At 64.0% G+C, this 15,001-nt stretch carries 13 protein-coding genes; 4 read left to right on the plus strand and 9 right to left on the minus strand.

Going from position 1 to position 15,001, the window contains the following annotated elements; translation table 11 throughout:
• The 8 genes from WAW17_RS03725 to WAW17_RS03760 all read right to left on the minus strand — a co-directional run.
• Positions 1 to 2,752 (minus strand): ATP-binding protein (locus WAW17_RS03725; RefSeq protein ID WP_422331666.1); only part of this gene is annotated, 2,752 nt, incomplete at its 3' end.
• 229 nt (positions 2,753 to 2,981) lie between these two features.
• Entirely contained in the window at positions 2,982 to 3,797 is an 816-nt protein-coding gene (hcaB, locus tag WAW17_RS03730) for a 3-(cis-5,6-dihydroxycyclohexa-1,3-dien-1-yl)propanoate dehydrogenase (RefSeq protein WP_422331667.1), read from the minus strand.
• A gap of 37 nt (positions 3,798 to 3,834) precedes the next feature.
• Positions 3,835 to 4,788, minus strand: a complete 954-nt coding sequence (bphC, locus tag WAW17_RS03735) for a biphenyl-2,3-diol 1,2-dioxygenase (RefSeq protein WP_422331668.1) — start codon at positions 4,786 to 4,788, stop codon at positions 3,835 to 3,837.
• A gap of 184 nt (positions 4,789 to 4,972) precedes the next feature.
• Complete coding sequence (bphA4, locus tag WAW17_RS03740; RefSeq protein ID WP_422331669.1) at positions 4,973 to 6,214, minus strand: biphenyl 2,3-dioxygenase ferredoxin reductase component; 1,242 nt, start codon at positions 6,212 to 6,214, stop codon at positions 4,973 to 4,975.
• Positions 6,211 to 6,534, minus strand: coding sequence for a biphenyl 2,3-dioxygenase ferredoxin component (bphA3, locus tag WAW17_RS03745; protein WP_422331670.1), 324 nt, complete (start codon positions 6,532 to 6,534; stop codon positions 6,211 to 6,213). Before bphA3 ends, bphA4 begins: the two co-directional genes overlap by 4 nt.
• 8 nt (positions 6,535 to 6,542) lie before the next feature.
• Entirely contained in the window at positions 6,543 to 7,106 is a 564-nt protein-coding gene (gene bphA2 / locus WAW17_RS03750; RefSeq protein ID WP_422331671.1) for a biphenyl 2,3-dioxygenase subunit beta, read from the minus strand.
• An 83-nt stretch (positions 7,107 to 7,189) separates the two neighbouring features.
• Positions 7,190 to 8,572: a biphenyl 2,3-dioxygenase subunit alpha gene (gene bphA1 / locus WAW17_RS03755; protein ID WP_422331678.1), complete on the minus strand. Its 1,383-nt coding sequence runs from the start codon at positions 8,570 to 8,572 to the stop codon at positions 7,190 to 7,192.
• A gap of 536 nt (positions 8,573 to 9,108) precedes the next feature.
• A complete protein-coding gene (locus WAW17_RS03760) occupies positions 9,109 to 9,870 on the minus strand; it encodes an IclR family transcriptional regulator (RefSeq protein ID WP_422331672.1) in 762 nt (253 codons plus the stop codon).
• Positions 9,871 to 9,939: 69 nt separating this feature from the next.
• On the opposite strand from WAW17_RS03760, the gene WAW17_RS03765 reads away from it, so the two are divergent.
• The 3 genes from WAW17_RS03765 to dmpG are packed head-to-tail and all read left to right on the plus strand — an operon-like array spanning position 9,940 to position 12,730.
• The gene (locus tag WAW17_RS03765; RefSeq protein ID WP_422331673.1) at positions 9,940 to 10,764 is read left to right on the plus strand and encodes a 2-keto-4-pentenoate hydratase; all 825 of its coding nucleotides are present in this window, start codon (positions 9,940 to 9,942) and stop codon (positions 10,762 to 10,764) included.
• The gene (locus WAW17_RS03770; RefSeq protein ID WP_422331674.1) at positions 10,761 to 11,705 is read left to right on the plus strand and encodes an acetaldehyde dehydrogenase (acetylating); all 945 of its coding nucleotides are present in this window, start codon (positions 10,761 to 10,763) and stop codon (positions 11,703 to 11,705) included. Before WAW17_RS03765 ends, WAW17_RS03770 begins: the two co-directional genes overlap by 4 nt.
• Positions 11,702 to 12,730, plus strand: a complete 1,029-nt coding sequence (gene dmpG / locus WAW17_RS03775) for a 4-hydroxy-2-oxovalerate aldolase (protein ID WP_422331675.1) — start codon at positions 11,702 to 11,704, stop codon at positions 12,728 to 12,730. The genes WAW17_RS03770 and dmpG overlap by 4 nt, the downstream gene beginning before the upstream one ends.
• A 32-nt stretch (positions 12,731 to 12,762) precedes the next feature.
• Here the strand turns inward: dmpG and WAW17_RS03780 are convergent, their stop codons facing one another.
• Positions 12,763 to 13,392, minus strand: a complete 630-nt coding sequence (locus tag WAW17_RS03780; protein ID WP_422331676.1) for a TetR/AcrR family transcriptional regulator — start codon at positions 13,390 to 13,392, stop codon at positions 12,763 to 12,765.
• A 148-nt stretch (positions 13,393 to 13,540) separates the two neighbouring features.
• Here WAW17_RS03780 and WAW17_RS03785 point away from each other — a divergent pair.
• A partial coding sequence (locus tag WAW17_RS03785; protein WP_422331677.1) for a bifunctional 3-(3-hydroxy-phenyl)propionate/3-hydroxycinnamic acid hydroxylase occupies positions 13,541 to 15,001 on the plus strand: 1,461 nt, incomplete at its 3' end.

Below are 15,001 nucleotides of genomic sequence, written 5' to 3' on the forward strand. Positions count from 1 at the left end.
CCCGCTCCCGCATGCTCCCGGCGGCATTCGCGAAACGCGCACTCCGAAGGATAGCCAAGACCACCCAGATCGGCGATCGGACGAACCACCATTCGTACACCAGTCGGTTGTGGATCCGGGCGGCTAGACGCTCACGCTCTGTACCGGAGTTCGCTCGGCCGGAACGGATTCGGCGAGAGAACCAACCCAGGGCAAGCAGACCTACCTCGCCGACTGCGAATACGGCCGCGTGCACGGAACTGCGTGGGACGCGCAGCCCCAGGTCTTGCATACTCCGCCGCATCCACTTCGCGGCATCATCGAATCGGCCTGTCTTGAAGGCGAGTTCGCCGAGTAATGTTGCAATCCGTGCAGAGTCGAGTCCCGAACGCGTACCGGTCAACTCGTATGCGCAGGCCAGTTCCTTCGCAGCCAGATCGTAGTTCCCGAGGAGCATGTGAACTGTGCCGAGTCCTTCGTAGACACGAAACCTCGCGATGTCGTCCGCCGACTCGCACAGCGTCAGTCCCGCTTCAGCGATCTTGAAGTTCCCCTCCGCAACATCGAGTGCATTGCGCCTCAATCCCGCCTCGCCGGCACGCAGGGCGAAGGGCACTGCAGACGCGGCTCGACCGGAACGGTCGAAGTGATACGCGATGTCGTAGTCGGCCCGAACCTCGGAGATCCCCTCGAGTGCTTGTGCGGCGCGCAAATGCAGCTCGCGACGGGTGTCGTCGGTCAAGGTTCTCAGCACTGCTTCGCGGAGTCGATCGTGCGTGAATTCGAATTCGTAGTGATCGCCATCCGCGACACCGCGCACAATTCCGCGCTGGGTTGCCTCCGAGAGCAGCTGCTCGACGTCCGTCGAGCTTGTGTCCAGGGCGCCGCTCAAGAGTCTGGAGGAAAACCGGCGTCCCAGCACCGCGCCCTGACGTATCGCCTGCGCTGTTTCCGGCGACAACAGGCTCAACCGCGACGAGACGAATACATTCATTCGCGCGCTGTCCTGTCCAGTCGCAGCGTCGAAATCTCGGGTAAGCGATTGCAGTGGGAGCGATGCCATTCCGCTCTCGTCCACAACCCATCGGTCGGACTTGCGCGTCAACGCCGCCGAATCGATGAACGCCTGGAAAACGAGTAAGGCTTCGAGTGGATTGCCTTTGGAGTACTTCGTGACATAGGGAATGACCTCGTCGGGGACACAGTCACCGATCGACCGGATCAATTCCTCCGTATCAGCTTCGGACAGGGGCTGAAGGTCGAGGTACTCGATATCATTGATTCCCCAGGCCATAACCTGTGCAACTGCTTCCGTTCGGCACGAACAGATCAACGAAACATTCGACTCGGATCGCGCCTTTTCTCTCGATATCGCCGAGGCCAATTTAGCGAGCACCTGCCAGCTGAGATCATCCGCCCACTGACAGTCGTCGATCACGATCAGTCCAGAGCGTTCCTTCGTGAAGACAGAGAGAAGAAGTCGGGCGACGGCCGTCGGGGCGGCCGGCACCGTGCTGTCGCCGAATGCGTCGTCCGAGTGCTTGACCGCGGGGCGATCTCCGAAGGCTCCGGTCAACTCTGGTACTTGCTCGAGTGCTGCAGGAAGAAGCCCACCCATTTCTTCGCGCACCCGCTCGGTCTCGAGCGGGTGCGCAGTCAAGTAGGCGACCAGGTCGCGGAAAGGGCCGGCGAACAGTCCGAGAGGGCGTGCCGGCGCATGGTCGAACGCACCGGCACGCATCACGGTCACCCCGGTAGCCGCGGCATGGTCGGCCACGGCATCGAGCAGGCGACTTTTGCCCACTCCTGACTCACCACTCAAGCACGTGACCGATCCGGACGACCGGGTGGCGCCGTCGGCACACGTGGTGAGTGCAGCGAGTTCGACACGCCTACCCACCAGCGGCGGCTCAACGTAGGCGAGTGATTGGTAGGGCCGGGGCGATGCGACAGCAGACGCAAGAGCGTTCTCCCCGCCGCCGGTCGCGACCACCGCCTCGAGCGCTTCGAGCACCTCGTCAGCGCTCTCGTAGCGGATCGCTGCCTGTGTGCTCAGCAGCTTCAGAAATATCGGGCGCAGCGCAGCCGGGAGGCCGACGATATCGACCAGGTGTGACAGCTCTGCAGGGGTACCGATGCGAGGGTTCGCCCTACGCAACGCGCTGGCCGTCCGATTTCCCTCCGCCGTCGACTCGAGGAGTACCCACCCCGCTGCAAAGATGTCGGCCGTGAAGCCTGCCGTCGGGTGTGCGAGTCCAGGACTTTCCGGAAGCAGATATCGACGTTCCGGCCCCTCGACGGGATGGGTCACGGCAGCCAGTTGAGTCCGCGTCACGCTGGCGTCGAGAAGAACTAGCTGGTTGCTGCCCTCCGCGAGCATGATATTCGCTGGCTTCACCCCGCCGTGTGCGATTCCCATTCGGTGCAGACGAGCCAGTGCGTAGAACAGGTCGCACATCAGCTGGAGCTGGACATCGATCGATTGGCGCGACTCCTGCGCAGACCATTCCCGAATGTCGAGACCGGGTATGAACGGACGGACGAGATCGACGTGGTCGGGTTCTTTGTGTGCAATCTGGGTGGGGATGACATGTGGCAGCCGCGCCCTGCGCATGGCCTCGAGCTCACCCTCGAGCCATTGCCAACTCCATGGGAACGCCATCGACAGATCCACCCGCCGGACGACAACACGTTCACGCGTCTCGCCCGAAAGCGCCAGAGTCGTCGTGATGCCCGGACTCTCCCGAAGCACTCTCACGGTGTCGATGTGCATGTTGAACCTAGAATTCCCATGTTGTTCCCTAGATCAGCGATCCTCGCTGCCACGGTCCAGTCTCCCCAACAAACCGAACTCGCGCCATCAGCGGCTGGGTCACCACAACTTGCGACCGGAGGGGGTCCCGGCATCTCGAAGTCTCGGGCAGGTGCTTGTCCGAGACTTCGAGAGTCACCGGGCGGGCCTGGTGCCGTCGCTGTTGTTTCTTCTGTCCGAGGGCAGCGTCTTACAGGTCGTTTCCGCCGGCCGTCTCGGCCAAGCCGCGCACACCCATCCCGCCGTCACAATTGATGATCGCGCCGGTTGCCGTCCTCGAGTTCGCCTTCGAAGCCAGCAGAACGTAGTGCCCGGTGTAGTCCGCAGCCTCGGGCAGCTCCTGCAGCACTGTGCACTGTTTGACCAGATCACCGAGGGATACCGCTGAGGTGATGGTGGTTTCGCCCATTCCAAGCGAACCAGGTCCCCTCAGATCGGTGGGCATTGCGCCCGGAGCCACCCCGTTGACACGGATCTTGGGGCCGAGTTCGAAGGCCAGTTCCTTGATCAGCCCGACTACCGCGTGCTTCGATGCGGTGTAGAGCGGGCCGCCGCCGCCGGGGTAGAAGCCGGCATTCGACACGGTGTAGATGATCGAGCCTCCGGTGGCGGCGAGCTCCTTGACTGCCGCACGTGCACCGTGCAAGTAGCCCTTGACGTTGATGTGAAACATTTCGTCGAAGAGGGCGTCCAGTCGGTCCACCGGGATATCGACCAACTTCGTCGAGAAGTCCCAGATCGCGGCGTTCGCGACGAACGTGTCGAGGCGACCGAACTGGCGAACCGTTTCCTCGACGACGCGCGCATTGTCGTCGTACTTGCGCACGTCACCCTCGACCACGAGGACATCCTCGCCGAAGTCGTTGGCAAGCTTCTCAGCCTTCTCCGCCGACTTCTCCAGGACACCCACCCGGGCTCCCTCTCCCAGGAATCGCTCGACCAGCGCCCGTCCCAGGCCCGACCCTCCGCCGGTGACGATCATGACGTTGTCTTCCAGCCAACCCATCTGAATACCTTTCTTCGTCTTGTGAGTTCGGTTCGTCTTACGCTTGCGCCGGAGCGCTCAGCGCGGCACCGACCTCAATCAATTCATCCTCGATTGCGTTGCTGCTCACTTGCGTGTCGCGCTCGGCAACGAATTTGTGACCCCAGATGCTGATCTTGTCGTAGCGCACGACGGACCAGCCCGGCTCGACCTGGCGAGCGCCCCAGCCGTATTCGACGGCAAATCCGGAGGGGGTCGCGCCGTAGAATGAGAGCATGTGGTCATTGGTGTGGCGACCAAGCGTCATGACCACTGTCCCGTCCGCATCGAACTTGTCATAGGCAAGGCCCACGTCATCCATATGCTTGGTCTCGAGCATGAAGTGGTGAGTCTTCTTTGCTCCCGGAAGACCGGCGAGCGCCAAGGTATGGTGTCGACCGTTGCAGTGCAGGAAGTGGAGTTTGACCGTCAGCTCATCGTTGAGCTTCCAGTCGATGATGTCGGAGAGATGGAAGCCCAGGCCCTTGACATAGAAATCCAGGGCAGCATCTACATCCGGCACAGCCAGCACGTAGTGGCCGAACCCCTGGTCGCCGGTCGTGAAGCCCGAGACCCCGGTCGGCGAGATGAACGGCTTCTCGAACAGCTCCGTCGCGCCATAGTAGATCTCGACCCGGGTGTTTGCCGTGTCCGTGCACGAAATCAGCCCGAGGACACCGCGATCGGCCGCCAACTCGACGCTCTCTGTTGTCACCTCGATGCCATGCGCTTCGAGACGCTTCTTGATCGCGAGTAGCGAGTCCGCGCTATCGACCTCGTAGCCCGAGAGCGAGATGTCATCCGACGGGCCCTTTTCGACCATCAGGCGCCAACTGCGGGAGTCAACCCTGAACCGCGCCGAATTCTCGCTGCTCGAGGCCTCCATAGCCCCCAGTTTTTCCGTCATGAAGGCGCGCCACGCGGGCACATCCGCAACCTCGAAGCCCATGTAACCCAGTCTCTGAACGCTCATTTCTTACCTTTCTTGGAGTGTGATTTGCGCCGTCGGCCGTAGGTTGTGAAATCACCCCGGGACCTCGGGTATGGCTTTCCTGTTGTTGCCGTGCTCGACGGCCCGAAGGAGTGGGGTGCATATCGTCGCCGGACCAGTGGCCCGGCAGAGCGGATGAGTGATCGTCCCTAGCGGTCCTCGGTGATCACTCCGCGATCAGGACTCGCTCGCGTGCCGCACGATTCAGTTCGCGCAACTCCATGCTGGTGTCGCCGAGAACCTCCCGGCCCACCTGAGCACCCCTCTCGACAAGGCGCGTCGCCATGGCGAAATCGCGCGGAGCATCCACCGAAACTGCCGCAGTCACTCTGCCGTCGTTGAGCCTGAAGAGCAGGGCCGGGCCGTCGTCGGGATCACCTCGCATGACGTATTCCCCTGAACCTTCGATGTCGCCGATCATCTGTATGCGATGTCCGGCCATCTCGGTCCACGACAGCGGGAGTTGCGGTGCATGAACAGCTTTCCCTAACATCGCCGACGCAACTGCGGTCGCCTCTCGCTGACTGTTGATGTAGGTCTCGAGCGACCGCCGGCCGCCCGTCAGTAGCGGCCACGATGCCACGTCGCCTGCAGCGAAGACCCCCTCTGCGGCGGTACCGCCGGAATCGTTCACGAGGATGCCGCGGTTGCACGCAAGCCCGGACTGTTCGGCCATCGCCGTCTCTGGTTCCGCGCCGACGCACACGATTGCACGATCTGCCACGAAAGATCTTCCGTCGGTGCCGATTACAGTGGCGATCCGGTCCACCCCCTTGAATTCGGCGACTCCTGTGTTCAACACGACCGTAATCCCGAGTTCCATGAGGCGCGCCCGGCACCAGCCGCCGATCCGGCGGCCGAGAACCCGCTGCAGCAACTCGTCCGAGGCTTCCAGGATGCTGACTTCGAGACCGAGCTTCCGGGCAGTGGTCGCGACCTCACAGCCGATCAAGCCTCCGCCAACGACGACGAGCCGTTGCCCTGGCTCCCAGTCTCGGCGCATCCGGTGGACGTCGTCAGCCGTTCGTAGGGTAGCGACACCAGGAAGGTCGGAGCCGGAAAAGGAGGGAACGCGCGCACTGGCCCCGGTCGCCAGGAGAACACGATCGACTTTGAGCGAGGGGCCGCCGTCGAGCAGGACTTCTCCGCGGGTGACATCCACCTGCAGGACGGTCTTGTCGAGCACCGTTTCGATCTGCCACTCTTCGTACCAGTCAGCCGGGAACAGCAGCGGGGGATCGGCCAGATCCCCGGCCAGGACCGCTTTGGAAAGCGCGGTGCGGTCATATGGGAGTTCGCGCTCCTTACCGATCAGCACGAGGCGCCCGTCATAGCCTTCCGAACGCAGCGCCTGTACGGCAGTCACTCCAGCGACCCCGCCCCCGATGACCACGATGTCGGAAGTCATGTCGTCACTCCTCCCTCGAGGTCCACGAGAACGTCGTCTCCCTCGAGTTTGACCACAAAGGTCCGCAACGGAACACAGGCCGGGAGAGCCTTCGCCTTGCCGGTGCGCACGCAGAACTTGGCCCAGTGGAGTGTGCACTCCACGACGTCATCCTCGAGATAGCCCTCTGAGAGTGCCCAATCGGCATGGGTGCAGGTGTCCTGAGTCGCGAAGTACTCTCCGCCCACGTTACAGACCAGAATCGGCTCTGGACCTTCCTCGAAACGAAGCATCTCACCCGGCGCCAAATCGCCGGAGCTGCATATCTTTGTGAGGGCCATCGTCACTCCTAGAAGAAGAAGCTGAGGTTGTTGGAGAGAATTGTGCTCTGGTCGATCAGGATCGTTCGCTTCGCGAGTTCGAAACCCGCTTCGCTACCAGTTCGACGCAAAATGTCCTTCCGCTCCCCAGCGAAAATATCGAGCTGCCGCTCGAGCCGATTTCTGTACACGATGAAAACGCTCGAGACGTGGTATTCACCAGGTTTCTCACCGCCGACGATCATGACGTTGGAAATCACATGCCGCGTGCGCGAGGCAGGGTTCTCCGACCAGCTCACATCTGAAGTGATCTTGCGCAGGCGCCCTCGCATCATCTGCGCATTGTCATCGAAATGTGCGTATTCACGGGCACCGGAATACTCCTGTGCAGTTTCCCGCATGATCCGCGTGGTTCGGATCGGCATGAAGTAATGAATATCTTCTGCCAACAGATCGAACCATTCTTGGAAGCGGCGGTCATTGAGCAGTTTCGCCTCCCAGTAGTAGAACTGCTCGATCTCATGCTGCAGGCTGGGGTCTACTGGTGCGGGTTTTGTTCGAAATGCCGTGGTTGGCGATTCGGCCTCAATCATAATTCTTCCTAATCAGTCGGGAGTTCTGTTCAGGTGGAGAGCCGGCGATGGCTCCACCGCGGTCCGCTCGCCGCCCGCCGCGGTCACGTGTGGGTCGACTCGGACGCTGCGGGTCGGGTGGCGTCCAGTGCAGCCCAGTCCGGCGAAGTCATCATCCGGACCCATTGCGTATACAGCCCACGCGCCGCTTCTTCGCTGTAGACGTAGCTGATCGTGCCGGGGTAATCGGGATTGTCCGAGTCGGTCTGACCGAGCCCCATCTCCGCGTTGAACGGCCGACTGCGGGCCTTGTGTCCGCGCAGCACCTGCTGGATCTCAACCCAGTTCTCGCCGTCGTCCTGCTCGAAGACACCACCTGCCGAGAAGGTTCGCAGTGTCTGCTGGCGGTATTCCTCCTTCATCTCCTCGGGTGCGTCGGCATCCACGACGGTGAAGGCCCAGACCTCGATCTCGTTCGGCCCGCGAGGGTGCCACGCTCGGATGGTGTTGATGCCCGGCAGGAACGAACAGGTTGGGAAAATGGTCATGTGCTGCGCCATCAGTTGCTGGCCACGCTCTGTGCTTCCCAGGCGCTCGGAAGCCTTCTCTGCGGCAGGGCCCTGAGTCCAGTACTCGGTGACCTTCGGCCCCATGATGGCGAGCAACAGGTTGGGATCGCCGATGTAGAAGCCAGAACCGTGCCCGCCCCAGGTTGCGCGGTACTGGATGCCTTCTGTGGGGGGAGCGAGCTCCGACAGATCCACGCCATCAGGCAGGCCCGCGAGAATACCGGAAAGATGGGATGTGGTGCCCGCGTGGTACATATCGCTGCAGAATTGCTCCGCTGCGAACTTCCAGTTGCAGGGAATGACCCACTTCTGAATCCCCGGTATCGCTTCGGTGCCCGCTTCGGTTCTATCCAACATGTGGTCCATGTAGAACTTCGCTTCACCCAGATAGGTGTCCAGGTCCGGGGCGTCAGCGTCCCAGTTTGCGAAAATCAGACCCTTGTAGGTCTCGACGCGAGCCTGTAGTGGGCCCCAATCTTCTTTCTCGAGCCCGGGGAAGGCCTGCTCCTCGAAAGGCACACTCACCAAGTTGCCGCCAGTATCGTAGGCCCAGCCGTGATAGCTGCAGGTGAATGACTTGGCGTTGCCCCCGTCCGCGCGGCAGATCCGCATTCCGCGGTGGCGACACTGGTTGAGGAAGACGCGAATCTCCCCGTTCTTCTGACGAACGACCATCACGGGATCCTCGCCCATATAGTTCGTCATGAAGTCGCCGGCCTTCGGAATCTGCGTCTCGTGGCCCATCAGCAACCATGAGCGACCGAAGATCCGCTCCAACTCCTGTTCGTACAGCGCCTCGTCGGTGTAGATCCGCGGATCCAGCCGGCCGTTCCTTTCGTCTACGAGCTCGGCGATGTCCGCGTCGGCCCACTTGGGCTTCCTCCCCGCAATCGCGGGTACACCTTGCACGTCAGTCATAGGGCTTTCCTTCCTCGTCGGCAAATCACACTTGTACGGTCTTTGGTGCGCAACGGAACTCAGGTCTGCTTCGCAAATGCCTTACGGCTACGTCGCCGACGGTGAACAACGGCCCGACGGAGTAACTTCCGATCCATCGATCGCCGTGCTCACTCGCTGCCATCCAATAGTGATCCGTATCTCATCGGCGAACATCCGGGAAAAGTACTGAACCCGCCGCCCGATGGATCGACGGACCTGCTTCATGTGTCCGCTGCGAGGACCCCGCCGCGGCGGGGTGCCGAGACCGTGCGGTGGGAGTTGTCAGTGGACTGCAGGGCAATTCCGGAACGGCTGTGGGACCGGGAAGCTCGACCACATAGGTGCACAGGACGCGATGGCCGCCACAGGTGACGACCTTGTGGGTTGAACTCCTTTGCCACCAAGGCTGCGCTTCAAGACAATCTGTGGGGGCCGGCCTGTTGACCTGCCCACCCGGATGAAATTCCCTCCCCGGCAACCGATATGGTCGTGCTCGCGCCTGAGGTCGGTATCGCCTAACGGAGTCGGTCGCGTCGGGCGATGGTGCTGCCCAGGCCCGCCGCGGCCGCGCGGACGGTGGCCACATGTAATTCCGGGCGGAACCGTCCGGTGGGGCCGGTGACGCTGATGGCGGCGACAGGTTCGCCGTCGTGTGCGAACACCGGCGCGGCCACGCACGTGATGCCGAGCGCGGATTCCTCGCGCTCGAACGCGACCCCGGTCTCGACGATCCGAGCCAGTTGGCGTCGCAGCATGCCGGGCGCCACGATCGTGTGCGGGGTGCGCCGCACCATCGGGGCCGCGAGCACGTCCCGGCGGACCTCGGGGTCGGCGTGGGCGAGCAGAGCCTTACCGATTGCGGAGCAGTACAACGGAATCCGCCCGCCGGTGCGAGACGGGGCGTTGGCCTGCCGGTGCCCGCCGATCTTGGCGACATAGACGACGTCGTGGCCGTCGCGCACCCCGAGATGCACGGTCTCGTGGGTTCGCTCGTAGATGTCTTGCAGGAACGGCATCGCCATTTCGAGGAGGCTGCGTTCGAGCGAGGCGAGCATCCCGAGTTCGAACAGGCCGCCACTGAGCCGGTACCCACCGTCGACGCGGTCGAGCAGCCGATTGGCGGCGAGCTCTCCCGCGAGCCGGTGCACGGTCGCCTTGTGCAGCCCGGTCCGGCGCACCAGTTCGGCGAGGGGAAGCACATGATCGTCCGGCCGGAAGGCACGCAGGATCGTCACCGCCTTGCCGAGGACGGTGTCGAGGTCCGCGGAACTCGTCATACTCCGAGCGTATCGCTGAGCGAGACGATTGTCTGGTCCGGTCCCGCCACACCCTGGACAGTGGTCGTCATGAGCAAGCCCACGAATTCCCTCGCAGCGAGCGAGTCCGACATCGCTGCTGCCGCGGACCGTCTCGCGTCCGCCGCCGCCACCGGTGTGCCGTGCGTGCCGGTCCGCGATCTGATCGGCCGCGACGACCTCGCCGCGGCATACGCAGTCCAACGCCACGTCAACGCACTCCGCGAGCAGTCCGGCGCCACCGTGGTGGGCCGCAAGATCGGCCTCACCTCCGAGGCGGTCCAACAGCAGCTCGGCGTGGACCAGCCGGACCTCGGTGTGCTGTTCGACGACATGCAGTACCCGGACGGCGGCGCGATCCCGATCGGGCGACTGCTGCAGCCGCGCATCGAGGCCGAGATCGCCTTCGTGCTCGGCGCCGACCTCGTCGACGTCCCGCTCGACAAAGCCCAGGTCCGGGGCGCGATCGACTACGCCGTGGCCGCGCTGGAGATCTGCGACAGCCGCATCGCCTCCTGGGACATCAGCTTCGGCGACACCGTGGCCGACAACGCCTCGTCGGGCGTGTTCGTTCTCGGGACGCAGCGCCGCACGCTCGACGAGGTCGCGCCCGTGGACGTCGTGATGTCGATGTCCGTCGACGGTCGTGAGGTGTCCACCGGTGTCGGATCCGCCTGCCTCGGCGATCCGGTCGAGGCCGTCGTGTGGCTTGCCCGCACAGCCCGCGACCTCGGTCAGCCGCTGCGCGCCGGTCAGGTGATCCTGTCCGGTGCGCTCGGCCCGATGCAGCCGGTCGCGGCCGGCAACCTCGTCACCGTCACCATCTCCGGTCTCGGTGTCGTGACAACCCGTTTCACGGAAGGACTCGAGGCATGAGCAAGGTCAAAGTCGCGATCATCGGATCGGGCAACATCGGCACCGATCTCATGATCAAGGTGCTGCGCAACTCGGAATACCTGGAGATGGGTGCGATGGTCGGCATCGACCCGGCGTCCGACGGGCTGGCGCGTGCCGCACGGCTGAAGGTGCCCACCACCGCGGAGGGCGTCGAGGGTCTCATTGCGATGCCCGGGTTCGACGACATCGAGATCGTCTTCGACGCCACGTCCGCGAAAGCGCACGTCGCGAACAATGCCCGCCTGGCACCTCTCGGCAAACGCCTGATCGATCTGACGCCGGCCGCCATCGGACCGTACGTCGTGCCCGCGGTGAACGCCGACGAGCACCTGGACGCCCCCAACGTGAACATGGTCACCTGCGGTGGCCAGGCCACGATCCCGATGGTCGCCGCCGTCTCGCGGGTGGTGCCGGTGGCGTACGCGGAGATCGTCGCGTCCATCGCATCCAAGTCGGCCGGTCCGGGCACCCGCGCCAACATCGACGAGTTCACCGAGACCACGTCCGAGGCGATCGTGTCGGTCGGCGGCGCCCGCCGCGGCAAGGCCATCATCGTCCTCAACCCCGCCGAGCCACCGCTCGTCATGCGCGACACCGTCTTCTGTCTGGTCGATGCCCCGGATCCGGCTGTTCACGAGGAGATCCGGCAGTCGATCGAGAAGATGGCCGGTGACGTGTCGGCGTACGTGCCCGGCTACCGACTCAAGCAGCAGGTGCAGATCAACGAGATCCCGGCCGATCAGCCGGTCGAGACGCTGCTCGCCGACGGGCAGCGCCCCACCCATCAGGTCTCGGTGTTCCTCGAAGTCGAGGGAGCCGCGCATTATCTGCCCGCCTACGCGGGCAATCTCGACATCATGACGTCCGCCGGACTGCAGATCGCGGAGCGGATCGCCCAGCAGAAGGGAACCACCCGATGAGCAAGCCCAGCATCTTCGTCCAAGACGTCACACTGCGGGACGGCATGCACGCGATGCGGCACCGCATCACGCCCACCGATGTGCGACGTATCGTGACGGCCCTCGACGCCGCCGGTGTCGATGCGATCGAGGTCGCCCACGGGGACGGCCTGGCCGGCGGGTCACTGAATTACGGACCCGGCTCGCATACCGACTGGGAATGGATCGAGGCCGCCGCGGATGCGATCGACCGCGCCCGGCTCACGACGCTGCTGCTGCCGGGCGTCGGCACGGTCCGAGAACTCGAGCGCGCCTACGGACTCGGAGTGCGTTCGGTTCGCGTCGCCACCCACTGCACCGAGGCGGACGTCTCCGCGCAACACATCGAGACCGCCCGCGAGATCGGCATGGACGTCTCGGGCTTCCTCATGATGAGCCACATGGCGCCCGCCGAGGAGCTGGCGAAGCAGGCCAAGCTGATGGAATCGTATGGTGCGCACTGCGTGTACGTCACCGACTCGGGCGGACGGCTCACGATGAACGGCGTCGCGGAGCGAGTCCGCGCCTACCGGGACATCCTGGATCCGGACACCGAGATCGGCATCCACGCCCATGAGAACCTCTCGCTCTCCGTCGCCAATTCCGTTGTGGCCGTAGAGAACGGGGTCAACCGTGTGGACGCGTCGCTGGCGGGCCACGGTGCCGGCGCCGGCAACTGCCCCCTCGAGGCTTTCATCGCCGTCGCCGACATCCACGAGTGGGAGCACGGGTGTGACCTGTTCGCCCTGCAGGATGCCGCGGACGACATCGTCCGGCCACTGCAGGACCGGCCGGTCCGCGTGGACCGCGAAACGCTCACGCTGGGCTACGCCGGTGTGTACTCGAGCTTCCTACGGCACGCGGAGGCGGCGTCCGCCCGCTACGGCATCGATGTCCGCACACTGCTGCTCGAGGCCGGACGGCGTCGGCTGGTCGGTGGTCAGGAAGACATGATCGTCGACATCGCGCTCACGCTCGTCGCGGAGCGAGAACGCGAAAGCGCCTGACCTCGTCGGCCGACGGCATCCATCGTCGAGTCTCATTCGGTTGCTTCGGTCGCGGACAGGCGCACGGCTGCGTCGTAGACGAGGTGCGCATGGAGTTCGAACAGTGCGATGAGGTCGACGCTGTCGCCACCGATCTCCTTGGCGATGAACAGCCCGTCGGCCGTCGCCATCGCATAGGTGGTGAGCAGTTGAACCGAACTCTCCGCCAGGTCCGGCGCGACCTCGCGCATCGTTTCGGAGATGCGACGGTGCGCCTCGTCGCGCACCGTCAGGAACATGGTGCGGGCACGCGCCTCGGTGGGCCGGCGCTCGAGCGCAAGCATGAGCCCCAGCCGGATGAAGTCGGGCGATTCGAGCAGGGCCTTCGCGATCTGCATCGACACGGCGGCGATGCGATCACGTGGGGCATCGCCGTCCGGCATGGACCAGGCACCGAGCCAAGTGCCGAAGCTGCGTTCGATGACCGCCGCGATCAGGTCGTCCTTGTCTTTGAAATGCCAGTAGATCGAGCTGGCGGGCAGGCCGCACTTCTTGCTCACCAGCGCGATGCTGGTGCCGTCGTATCCACGCTCGCTCGCCACCTCCACCGCGGCATCGAGGATTCTGCGGCGGGATTCCTCACCGTTGACGCGACGCCGGCGGGGTTTGCTGTCCTCGGCCATGCACTCCTCCTCACTGGCGTCGGTGTGTCTTGACTCTCACTGCGGACTGACCTTACTGTAGCAATCACTACGGGAACAAGCGAAGAACTTCACTCGACGTCCCACGTTCCGGCGGGTCGGCAGATTCCCATCACGAGAGGTCTCCAACGTGAGTGACTATCCGACGTACGACATCGCGGTCATCGGCTATGGGCCCACGGGCGTCACCGCCGCGAACATCTTGGGACAATTGGGCCTGAAAGTCCTCGTGGTAGAACGGGATCCGGACATCTACGCTCGCGCCCGGGCCATCTCGACCGATGAAGAGGTCATGCGGATCTGGCAACAGGCCGGACTCGCGGACCGACTCCAGCAGGACATGCTCCCAGGCAAACCGGTCGCCTTCGTCGACGCACGAGGTGAATCGTTCGTCGACATCGTGCCGAAGCCGCGGGGTGCCGGGCATCCACCGCAGCAGTTCATCTACCAGCCGGCGATGGAAAAGGTCCTGCGCAGCGGAGTCGATCGGTTCCCGAACGTCGAGATCCTGCTCGAACACGAGTGCCTGCGCGTCCTGCAGAACGGCGACGGCGTCGAACTGATGCTGGCCGATCTGCGACACGACGTCTTCAAGCGGGCGCTGGCGTCGTATGTGATCGCCGCGGACGGCGGCTCGAGCCCCACCCGCGCCCAACTCGGCGTCGGCTACGAGGGCAAGACCTTCGGGGAACGCTGGGTGGTGATCGATGCGAAGGTGATCAACGAATGGCCCGGTCACGATCAGCTCCGTTTCCACTGCAATCCGTCTCGCCCCACCGTCGACTGCCCGACACCTCTGGGTCACCACCGTTGGGAGTTCCCGGTCAGGCCCGGCGAGGACGAGAAGGAACTGTCGACCGACGCCGCGATCTGGGGCGTGCTGAACAACCAGGGCATCACCGACCGGGAGGTGAAGATTCTGCGGGCCGTCGTCTACAGCCACCACGTCCGATTCGCGGACCGCTGGCGGGTGGGACGCGTCTTCCTCGCCGGCGACGCCGCACACGCCATGCCGCCGTGGATCGGCCAGGGCATGTCCGCCGGAGTGCGTGATGTCGCGAACCTCTGCTGGAAACTTGCTGCGGTGCTGTCGGGTTCGCTGCCGGACTCGGTTCTGGACAGCTACCAAACCGAACGCATGCCGCACGTGCGGGAGGTGACGAAGCGTGCAGTGAAGACAGGCAACCTCATCACCGAGAGCCGGCCCGCACTGGCGTCGTTGCGCAACCACACGTTCCGGGTCGCGATGAAGATTCCCGGATTCCCCGAATGGCTTCGAGACAGTCGCTGGATCCCGGATTCGCACTACCCCACGGGGTTTCTCGCCACCTCGAAGGCGCCCGCGGTCGGCTGGCAGATACCGCAACCCTGGGTGCAGAGTGAGAAGGGAAGTCGTGAGCGATTCGACGACGTGACCGCTTCCCGATGGATCCTCGTTCACCTCGGTCCCGCGCGAGAGTGGCACGAGTGGACTTCTCTGGGCGTGCCGACCCTCGAGCTGAAACCCGCAGGTTCTGCCGTCTCATCCGATGCGGTGGTCGACACCGACCGCCTTCTCGTCGACTGGATGCGCGAGAAGGGCGCCACCGCG

This window comes from Rhodococcus sp. (in: high G+C Gram-positive bacteria) (assembly GCF_049286785.1).
Taxonomy (GTDB): domain Bacteria; phylum Actinomycetota; class Actinomycetes; order Mycobacteriales; family Mycobacteriaceae; genus Rhodococcus_F.

What these genes read in the sequence shown, in the direction of transcription:
- hcaB (WP_422331667.1), bottom strand. Translation starts at nt 3,797, where the DNA reads ATGGGTTGGCTGGAAGACAACGTCATGATCGTCACCGGCGGAGGGTCG.
- bphC (WP_422331668.1), bottom strand. Translation starts at nt 4,788, where the DNA reads ATGAGCGTTCAGAGACTGGGTTACATGGGCTTCGAGGTTGCGGATGTG.
- bphA4 (WP_422331669.1), bottom strand. Translation starts at nt 6,214, where the DNA reads ATGACTTCCGACATCGTGGTCATCGGGGGCGGGGTCGCTGGAGTGACT.
- bphA3 (WP_422331670.1), bottom strand. Translation starts at nt 6,534, where the DNA reads ATGGCCCTCACAAAGATATGCAGCTCCGGCGATTTGGCGCCGGGTGAG.
- bphA2 (WP_422331671.1), bottom strand. Translation starts at nt 7,106, where the DNA reads ATGATTGAGGCCGAATCGCCAACCACGGCATTTCGAACAAAACCCGCA.
- bphA1 (WP_422331678.1), bottom strand. Translation starts at nt 8,572, where the DNA reads ATGACTGACGTGCAAGGTGTACCCGCGATTGCGGGGAGGAAGCCCAAG.
- WAW17_RS03760 (WP_422331672.1), bottom strand. Translation starts at nt 9,870, where the DNA reads ATGACGAGTTCCGCGGACCTCGACACCGTCCTCGGCAAGGCGGTGACG.
- WAW17_RS03765 (WP_422331673.1), top strand. Translation starts at nt 9,940, where the DNA reads ATGAGCAAGCCCACGAATTCCCTCGCAGCGAGCGAGTCCGACATCGCT.
- WAW17_RS03770 (WP_422331674.1), top strand. Translation starts at nt 10,761, where the DNA reads ATGAGCAAGGTCAAAGTCGCGATCATCGGATCGGGCAACATCGGCACC.
- dmpG (WP_422331675.1), top strand. Translation starts at nt 11,702, where the DNA reads ATGAGCAAGCCCAGCATCTTCGTCCAAGACGTCACACTGCGGGACGGC.
- WAW17_RS03780 (WP_422331676.1), bottom strand. Translation starts at nt 13,392, where the DNA reads ATGGCCGAGGACAGCAAACCCCGCCGGCGTCGCGTCAACGGTGAGGAA.